The following is an 8,738-nucleotide window of genomic DNA, read 5'->3' on the forward strand; positions in this document are numbered from 1 at the left end:
ACGCATCACCATGTCCGAGACCTTCAGCTTCTCTGCCACCCTCAACCAGCTTCTGGCTGGTCATGATTTGGACTATGCCACCACCCGGCAAGCCTTTGAGCAACTGCTCAACGGGGGTTTGACGCCCGTTCAAGTGGCTGGCCTCTTGGTGGCTTTGCGTGTCAAGGGTGAAACGGTGGATGAAGTGGCCGCTGCGGCACAAGTCATGCGTGACCTGGTTACCCCCGTGGTTTTGCCAGCCGACAGCCCTGTGGTCGATTTGTGCGGCACGGGTGGCGATGGTGCACAAACCTTCAACATTTCCACCGCATCCATGTTTGTGCTGGCTTCGGCCGGCGGTCAGGTGGCCAAGCATGGTGGTCGAAGTGTGTCCTCCAATTCTGGCAGTGCCGACGTGCTCGAGCTGCTCGGCGTCAACATCAACCTAAAGCCCGAGCAGGTTGCCCAGTGCATCCAGTCGGTGGGCATCGGTTTCATGTTTGCGCCCAACCACCACAGCGCCATGCGCTTTGCTGGCCCAGTGCGCAAAGAGCTCGGCGTTCGCACCGTGTTCAACATCTTGGGACCACTCACCAACCCGGCACTGGCCAAGCGGCAGGTCATGGGTGTGTACAGCGCCAATCTGCTCGACCTTCAGGCGCAGGTGCTGGCTCGGTTGGGTTCGGTGCGTGCGCTCATCGTTCATGGCAACAACGGCATGGACGAACTGTGCATTGAATGCGACTCGCAGGTGGCCGAGCTGAATAACGGCGTTGTGAACCGGTACACGGTTCGCCCTGAAGACTTTGGTTTGCAGCGCGCTTCGCACGACGCGTTGAAGGCCCGGTCTGTGGAAGAGTCTCGCGACAAAATCTTTCATGCCCTGGAAGGCAAGGGCGGGGCGGTGGGCGACATTGTGTTACTCAACGGTGCAGCCGGTTTGTACACGGCAGGGTTGGTGAACAGTCTCCAAGAGGGAGTTGAGCTCGCACGTCAGCAAGTCGCCTCCGGGGCTGCATTGCGCAAGCTGCGCGAGTTTGTTGAATTCACCCAATTGGTTTCGCGCTGAGGTCCCCATGAGCGACATTCTCGACAAAATCCTCGCCACCAAACGTGAAGAAATCGCGCTGGGCAAACAAATCCTTACCGAGGTTCAGTGGCTGACCAAGGCCGCTCGCCTGGAGCCCGCCCGAGGCTTCATCAAGGCCATGAAATCGGCTGTGGCTGCGGGCAAGCCAGCCGTCATCGCCGAGGTCAAGCGGGCCAGTCCCAGCAAAGGTATTCTCCGCGAACCCTTCGACCCTGAAGCCATTGCCAAAAGCTACGCCGAGCATGGCGCCACCTGCCTGTCTGTGCTCACCGACATTCAGTATTTCAAGGGTGCGCCCCAGTATCTGGACATGGCGCGTCAGGCCAGTGGCCTTCCCGCCATCCGGAAAGACTTCATCATCGACACCTATCAGGTGGTGCAAGCGCGCGGCTTGGGGGCCGACGCCATTCTCTTGATTGTTTCTGCACTCGATTTGCCCCAACTCCTCGAGCTCGAAAGCTGTGCCCACGAGCTGGGCATGGATGTGCTGGTGGAAGTGCACGATGAAGCCGAAATGGACATTGCCTTGCAAATGAAGACACCGTTGGTGGGCGTCAACAACCGCAATTTGCGCACCTTCGAGGTGTCGCTGGACACCACGTTGAACCTGCGTCACAAGGTGGGTGCCAACCACCTGCTGGTCACAGAAAGTGGCATTTCAACACCCGAGGACGTGCAGCGCATGCGCAGTCAGGGTGTGCATGCATTTTTGGTGGGCGAGGCGTTTATGCGTGCACCGTCGCCCGGCGAAGCACTGGCCAAGCTGTTTGGCTAGGCACGCGCATCCAGCCAAGGTGCAACAACCGCACCTTGAGCGGACTCATCTTTGCGAATCAACCACTCTGTTGGCTGCGCATTGTCCAGTGTCAGTTTGAAGGTCATCAGGCGCTCAGCCCGAAAGGCCATCAGTGTAAGCACATCGCCCGCTTTCGCAGCGGCCAGTCGCCGTTTGTACTGGGCTTCCGTGGCTCTTCGCTCGTCCAGCGCCACCACCACATCACCAGCCGACAAACCCGCCACATGCGCAGGGCTGCCATTGAGCACCTGTTTCACCTGCATGCCCTCGCTGGAAAACTGTACCATCATGCCCACAAACACCGGGGCACCTTCGGTTTTGGTGTCCAGTTGGTAGCCCAAGGTGCGCAAGCTGTCCTGCAGCGGCAGTTCATCGGTGCTGTAAGCCCACTGTTGAATCAGCGCGCTCACCTCAACACCGGTTGCTTCCTGCACCAAAGCCGGAAATTCCGATTCGCCCAAACCCGCTTGTTCACTTCCCTTTTTTTGCCACATCAGGCGCATCACGTCATCCAGGCTGCGTGTGCCCTGTGTACTGGCTCGAATATGGCTGTCCAGGCAGAGCGCAATCAGCGCGCCTTTCGTGTAGTAGCTCACCACGGCATTGGGCGCATTCTCGTCTTGGCGATAATACTTGGTCCAGGCATCCATTGAGCTGTCGGCCGCACTTTGCACCAAGCGCCCCCGGTTCTTCAACACTTGCGTCGCTGTTCTGCCCAAAGCCTTCAAATAGGCAGCCTCGTCCATCTTTCCGGCCCGCACCAACATCAGGTCGTCGTAATACGAGGTAAAGCCTTCAAAAATCCACAGCAGCCGCGTGTAGTTTTCCTGGGTCAGGTCATACGGCAAAAACACCGCGGGCTTCATGCGCTTCACATTCCACGAATGAAAGTACTCGTGGCTGCACAGGCCCAAAAATTCTTCATAGCCTTTGGGCGCCTCTGCCACGCCTTGTTGCGGCAAGTCAGTGCGTGCGCACAGCAGCGCGGTGCTGTTTCTATGCTCCAAGCCGCCATAGCCTTTGTCAGTGGCGTGCAGCATGAAGCAATAGCGTTCGAAAGGGGCTTGTTTTTTCTCGGGGTCAAACAGGGCGATTTGGGCTTCGCACACGGGCTTCAGGTCGTTGCACAGTCGCGCCATGTCCAGGTCTGCATCGGCGCCATACACCGCAAACACATGTGGTACGCCACACGCCTCAAACCGGCCCACTTGCAGCTCACCCATCTCAACCGGGTGGTCAATCAAGGCATCGTAATTCGGGGCGGTGTAGGTGATGGACTCGCCTGTCTTCAGCTCGGTCGTCAACCCAATGGCGGTCAGTGCGCTCAAGCCAGTGGCCACCGTCCAGGTCGCTTGCCGGCACGGTGCTTCTTTCGTCAGTGTCAGTTCAATCGGCGCTTGTTCAAAGCCTTTTGGACACAAAAACAGGCTGGTGCCGTTGAAAAAGGCATGGGTCTCATCCACATGCGCACCACGCACCGACAAGTCCCAGCAATACACCGTCCATTCGCACACAATCTGGCAAGGCTCACGCGGTGAGCCCAGTGTCAACTGCCAATGGTCTTTGTTCAACTTCTGAACAGCCACCGGTGTGCTATTCGCCCGGGCTTGTACCGAGATCACATGCCGGGAAAATTCCCGGATCATGTAACTGCCGGGTATCCAGGCGGGTAAGCGCAACACCGGTTGGTCGGGCGAGTCGCCCTCCCAATCGAATGCCAGCGACACATGCAAATAGTGGCCTTTGGGGTCGGCCACACGGACGGTGTACTTCAGCATGGCACTTAAACCTTCACCACCACGCGGCCGGTGTTGGTGCCCGCCATAATCTGCGCTGCTGCACCCAAACTCTCTTCCAGCGAAATCACCCGAGACAGCTTGGCCAGCTTGTTCAAATCCAAATCCTTGGCCAATCGTGTCCAGGCTTCTTCACGAACCGCAATCGGTGCCATCACCGAATCAATGCCCTTCAATGTCACACCGCGCAAAATGAACGGCGCAACCGACGACGGAAAGTCCATGCCCTGCGCCAAACCGCAGGCAGTTACCGTGCCGCCGTATTTGGTTTGCGCACACGCATTGGCCAGGGTATGCGAACCCACACAGTCCACCACGCCGGCCCAACGCTCTTTCTGCAATGGCTTACCGGCTGCGCTCAAGGCATTGCGGTCCATCACATCATGCGCACCCAGGCTTTTCAGGAATTCGGCTTGCTCGGGTTTGCCGCTGGTGGCCACCACGGTGTACCCCAGTTTGCTCAATAAGGCGATGGCCACTGAGCCCACACCACCGGTGGCACCCGTCACCAAAATTTCGCCATGCTCTGGCTTTACGCCAGATTTTTCCAAGCCCAGCACGCACAGCATGGCGGTGTAACCCGCTGTACCAATCGCCATGGCCTGTTCCGCGCTCAAACCGGCAGGGCGGTGGATCAACCAATCGCCTTTCAGTTTGGCCTTGCCAGCCAGGCAGCCCCAGTGGGTTTCGCCCACGCCAAAGCCGTTCAGGATGACCTCATCACCCACTTTAAAACGGGGGTGAGCGCTTTCCAACACTTTGCCAGCGCCATCAATACCGGCCACCATCGGCCACTGGCGAACCACCGGCGACTTGTTGCAAATCGCAAGGCCGTCTTTGTAATTCAGTGTGGAATGGGAAATTTCGACCAGCACATCGCCGCTCTCGGGCAACTGGCTCTCGCTCAGTTCTTCAATGCTGGCCTTGAATTCGCCCTGCTCGTTTTTTTGTAGAAATACTGCTTTGAACATGTTGTCTCCGGCTTCTCAGGTGTCATTTTAACCAGCCAAAGACTACACCATTTAAGCGAACCAAGCCGTCAGGACCAACCCCAGCATCGCGCCAATTGTGAGGTGGTTGCGCAGTCGGAGATACCGCGCAAATCCCTTCATGGGTTTCAGCATGGCTTGGTCGGCCAGCCATACCAACGCCAAAATGCCGGTCAAGACCCACAGGGTTGCATAGGCTGGTGTAAACGCCGCTGAAATCCACGCCAACAGCGAAGGCGTCACACCCCACACAAAGCTGCGCGTCTCGAATTCTGCCGGAGTCAGTCCAGCCAGGTAGGTGGGGTGTTGCAGGTTGGATTGCATCAAAGCAAGGCCCCAATGCACAGCACCCAAAAAAGAAACAATGCACAGTGCGTACAGCACATTGATGTGTGCGTAGTCATTGGCCACTTCGGTGCCGCTGTGCAGCGCAGTCAATCCAGCCAAACCCAGGAAAGGAATGAGTCCCGCGTAGCCCAAGATGTCCATCCACCGGCTTGATGTTTGTCCTGTCATGGTTGTTGCGTCTCCAATTCAAATTCGCCGAGCGCCTCATCCAGCGAGCCAGCCATGGCAGTTGCTTCCCGGTAAAACCGCGAAAAGCTCTGCTGAAAACTGCCCGGGTTGGGCAACAGGCTGGCTTGTTTACGCCACCGTGCTGGCAGTGCCTGGTGCAGTTGCTTGTAGCCCGGGTTCAGCGTGTGTTCAATGTCGCCCGAAATGCCCGCTTGCATCAACGCTTCCCGCAACTGGTCCATGCTCCCCGTACAACGGCTGTCCACCACCAAAATCGATTGACAATGGCGACGCATCGGCTCTAGCACAAAGCGCCAGCGACGCGCATTCCAAGGGTGTTCAGCATGAAATGCGGCGTCCAGTATGCCAATCTTGAAGGCGCCATCCTGTTTCTCCAGGCATCCCAGGTCCCAAGGGTGCACCCACCGCACAGCCGCATCGTCCGGCAACTGCATCCGGTTCAGCCACGATATCCCATCGGCTCCCAACTGCCGGGCGTCGACCCATGCAGATTTCCCTGCGCCGCTCAACTCAGGCAGAACGTCCAGTCTGTCCAGTTCTTCGAGAAAGTCCGCGCCGCAGCCCAGCAAGCCCGGCACATCCACTCCCATGCTTTGAACACCACGCTCCGGGCCCACATCCCGCTTGCTGCGCGCGGTCGCCTCCAGACTTTCATAATCGGTGTCAATGCTGGTCCCGCTGCAGTCCAGGTGGCGCGCGTACTTGCGCACGTTCTCAGCGTTGAATACATAGGGCTTGTGGCTGAACGTGCCCGCCACCCACTGCCAACTCAAGTGGTTGGACGCCAAATCGCCGTCCAGCAAATGGGCATACATCCAGTCTGCCCCAGCGCGCCAGTTCACCTTGCGCAGGTGTACCGTGTATGAAGCGATCCACATCCGGGTGTGGTTGTGAATGTAGCCCGTCTCGTACAGTTGCCGTACACCCGCATCGATGGCGGCCACGCCGGTTCGAGCTTCCAGAATGTCGGTTGGCATGTCGCCGGCATAGCGTCCGCCCCACACTGGGCGACGCACATCCTTCAATATGCCGTCCCCCAGCTCACCGTGTACATGCTTGAAGAATTCGCGCCAGGCAAATTCAAACACCAGTTTGTCGTCAAAATTCAACGGGTGTTTTTGGTGAATGGCTTGTGTCGCCTCGCGTACGCTCACAAATCCATGGGTAATCCAGGGGGCCAGGTAAGTGACGGCCCCATCCAGAAAATTTCGAGTCTTGCTGTACGCCACCGGGTTGACCCGGGCGACTGCAGCCAAAGCGGCCTGCCGGGTCGGCGCAAAATCGGGAAGGAATCGTTGCTGCATTTGAATAAGGTCCTTGCCGTTTTTCTTGCATTGAAAGTGTCTGCCTGCGCAGTCGTGCTGCCTATTTCACCAATGGACGGGTGTTTCGAAAGCCGCCGTCCACATTCATCACGGTTCCGGTGATGCGCCGGGCCTCTTCGCTCAACAGCCAATTCATGGCGCTGGCCACATCGTCCGGCGAGTTCACACCGTGCAGCGGGTACTGTTTTTCACTGGCCGCCCGCATCACCTCGCTTTTTAAAAAGGCTTGGGCCATCGGGCTGTCCGTCAACCCGGGGGCAACCACATTCACCCGTATCCCGTCTGCTGCATGCGTGGCCGCTGCACTTCGAGCCAAGCCCTCGACCCCAGCCTTGGCGGCTGCAATCGCCTCATGATTGGCAACGCCGATGCCGGTCGCGCAGGTCGACACCAACACCGCACTCCCGCCAATGCCCTGTTGCTTGGCCAGTTTCAAAAATTCCTTCAAGCCATAGCAGGCCGACAGCAAGTTCACCGACAACACATCAGCCATCTGGGTCGCTGTGGTTTTAACCAAGGGGGCCACCAAAATTGAACCCACGCAATGCGCGTACCCGTGAATGGCGATGCTGTTGGATTGCAATGTTGAAAACCCGGCCTCAACCGACGCGGCATCGGTGGCCTGCACCTCCAGCAACATCACGCCATCATCGTCGCCATACAGCGCCTCCAATACAGCGCGGTTTCGGCCTGCGGCGACCACAGTTTGGCCGGCAGCGCGACAGCGTCGAATCAATTGTTGCGCGATGGCACTGTTTGCGCCCATGACAAAAATACGCGACGGCACTGATTTCTCCAAAAAACTGCTTAATTTCCGTATTTTGTCCTAGACAGAAAATAAAGTCACGACAAGAATCACCAGCGAGACCGAACAGCGCGTCTGCGGGGTAGACTTTTTGCACAAAATCCACATGGCTTAGATCAACAGGAGACACCCATGACCTATGAATGCATTCTTGTAGAAACCATCGGCAAGGTAGGCCTCGTGCGCCTAAACCGCCCACAGGTGCTCAATGCACTGAACGACCAGTTGATGACCGAGCTGGGTCAGGCGCTCTCGGCATTTGATGCCGACGACAACATTGGTGCCATGGTCGTGACTGGCAGCGACAAGGCCTTCGCAGCCGGGGCCGACATCGCCGCCATGGCCAACTACTCTTATATGGATGTCTACAAGGGCGAGTACATCACCCGCAACTGGGAAACCATCAAGTCGGTCCGCAAACCCGTGATTGCAGCAGTCCGTGGCTTTGCCTTGGGCGGTGGCTGCGAGCTGGCCATGATGTGTGACTTCATCATTTGTGCCGATACCGCCAAGTTCGGCCAGCCCGAAATCAAGTTGGGCATCATTCCCGGCGCCGGCGGTACACAACGCCTGCCCCGTGCCGTGAGCAAAGCCAAGGCGATGGACCTGTGCTTGACTGGCCGTATGATGGACGCCGCCGAAGCCGAGCGCGCTGGTTTGGTGTCCCGAGTGGTGCCCGCCGACCGTTGCCTGGATGAAGCCGTGGAAGCTGCCACCGTGATTGCCGCTTATTCCATCCCGTCGGTCATGATGGCCAAGGAAAGCGTCAACCGCGCATTTGAAGGCCCCTTGTCCGAAGGCATGCTGTTCGAGCGTCGCATGTTCCATAGCTTGTTTGCCACCGAGGACCAAAAAGAGGGCATGGCGGCATTTGTGGGCAAACGCAAGCCCGAATTCAAGAACAAATAAGCCGTCGGTGGTGCATTGAAGGGCTTAACCAACCCTTCAATGTCGCCTTAAATGAGTTCAGCCGCTGCGCTGTGCGGGTCGTCTGGCAAAAAAATCAAAAAATTTGAAAAAATTTTGGGACCTTCGGGCCTCAACTTTTTTTCGGGTTGTGTCAGAAAAATACTTGCGCGTCAGGGGCTTATTTTTGCCCTGTTGTTGTAAGTGAAAAACACCCTGGTGCAGTGCATCACTTTTATGTGATTTTTTTCCGAAAAGTGTTTGACAGGTTGGGAAGAGGTGTGCATAATCTCGTTTCTCTGCTGCACGACACGCAGCGCGAAACGAAGCAAGCAAGCGGTTTTCGAAGCGATTTGAAGATTGTAGCGTGAATAAGTTTCGAATGTTCTTTAACAAGTTAACAGCCGATAAGTGTGGGCGCTGACCGATTGAGACGGGTGTTGTTTTTGTTTCGAAAACGACGCTTTGGTTTCACGATTGAAGTGTCAGTGCTCGCACGGTAATAAAGTAAATGA

Annotated in this window: 8 protein-coding genes; 3 read left to right on the forward strand and 5 right to left on the reverse strand. The window is 57.1% G+C overall.

Annotated elements, in window-relative coordinates; all coding sequences use genetic code 11:
• Positions 1–10: 10 nt before the first annotated feature.
• Together trpD and trpC are read left to right on the forward strand one after the other, a co-directional pair.
• Positions 11–1,048 (forward strand): anthranilate phosphoribosyltransferase, encoded by a 1,038-nt coding sequence (trpD, locus tag VGE55_RS02275; protein ID WP_331130092.1) that lies wholly within the window; start codon positions 11–13, stop codon positions 1,046–1,048.
• A 7-nt stretch (positions 1,049–1,055) separates the two neighbouring features.
• The gene (gene trpC, locus VGE55_RS02280) at positions 1,056–1,844 is read left to right on the forward strand and encodes an indole-3-glycerol phosphate synthase TrpC (protein WP_331130093.1); all 789 of its coding nucleotides are present in this window, start codon (positions 1,056–1,058) and stop codon (positions 1,842–1,844) included.
• On the opposite strand, the gene VGE55_RS02285 is transcribed toward trpC, so the two are convergent.
• From VGE55_RS02285 to VGE55_RS02305, 5 genes are all read right to left on the reverse strand, one after another.
• The gene (locus VGE55_RS02285) at positions 1,841–3,643 is read right to left on the reverse strand and encodes a PDZ domain-containing protein (RefSeq protein WP_331130094.1); all 1,803 of its coding nucleotides are present in this window, start codon (positions 3,641–3,643) and stop codon (positions 1,841–1,843) included. The genes trpC and VGE55_RS02285 overlap by 4 nt on opposite strands.
• Positions 3,644–3,648: 5 nt before the next feature.
• Positions 3,649–4,632 carry an MDR family oxidoreductase gene (locus VGE55_RS02290; protein WP_331130095.1) on the reverse strand — a complete coding sequence of 328 codons (984 nt, stop codon included), beginning with the start codon at positions 4,630–4,632 and terminating at the stop codon, positions 3,649–3,651.
• A 51-nt stretch (positions 4,633–4,683) separates the two neighbouring features.
• Positions 4,684–5,166, reverse strand: coding sequence for a DUF3429 domain-containing protein (locus tag VGE55_RS02295; protein ID WP_331130096.1), 483 nt, complete (start codon positions 5,164–5,166; stop codon positions 4,684–4,686).
• Positions 5,163–6,491 (reverse strand): FAD-binding domain-containing protein, encoded by a 1,329-nt coding sequence (locus VGE55_RS02300; protein ID WP_331130097.1) that lies wholly within the window; start codon positions 6,489–6,491, stop codon positions 5,163–5,165. Before VGE55_RS02300 ends, VGE55_RS02295 begins: the two co-directional genes overlap by 4 nt.
• A 61-nt stretch (positions 6,492–6,552) precedes the next feature.
• Entirely contained in the window at positions 6,553–7,299 is a 747-nt protein-coding gene (locus VGE55_RS02305; protein WP_331130098.1) for an SDR family NAD(P)-dependent oxidoreductase, read from the reverse strand.
• Between the two features lie 150 nt (positions 7,300–7,449).
• Here VGE55_RS02305 and VGE55_RS02310 point away from each other — a divergent pair, with 150 nt between their 5' ends.
• On the forward strand, positions 7,450–8,226 hold the full coding sequence (locus VGE55_RS02310) for an enoyl-CoA hydratase (RefSeq protein ID WP_331130099.1): 777 nt from the start codon (positions 7,450–7,452) through the stop codon (positions 8,224–8,226).
• Positions 8,227–8,738: the final 512 nt, after the last annotated feature.

Origin of the sequence: Limnobacter sp. (assembly GCF_036405155.1) — a bacterium.
In the GTDB taxonomy this organism is placed as follows: Bacteria; Pseudomonadota; Gammaproteobacteria; order Burkholderiales; family Burkholderiaceae_B; genus Limnobacter.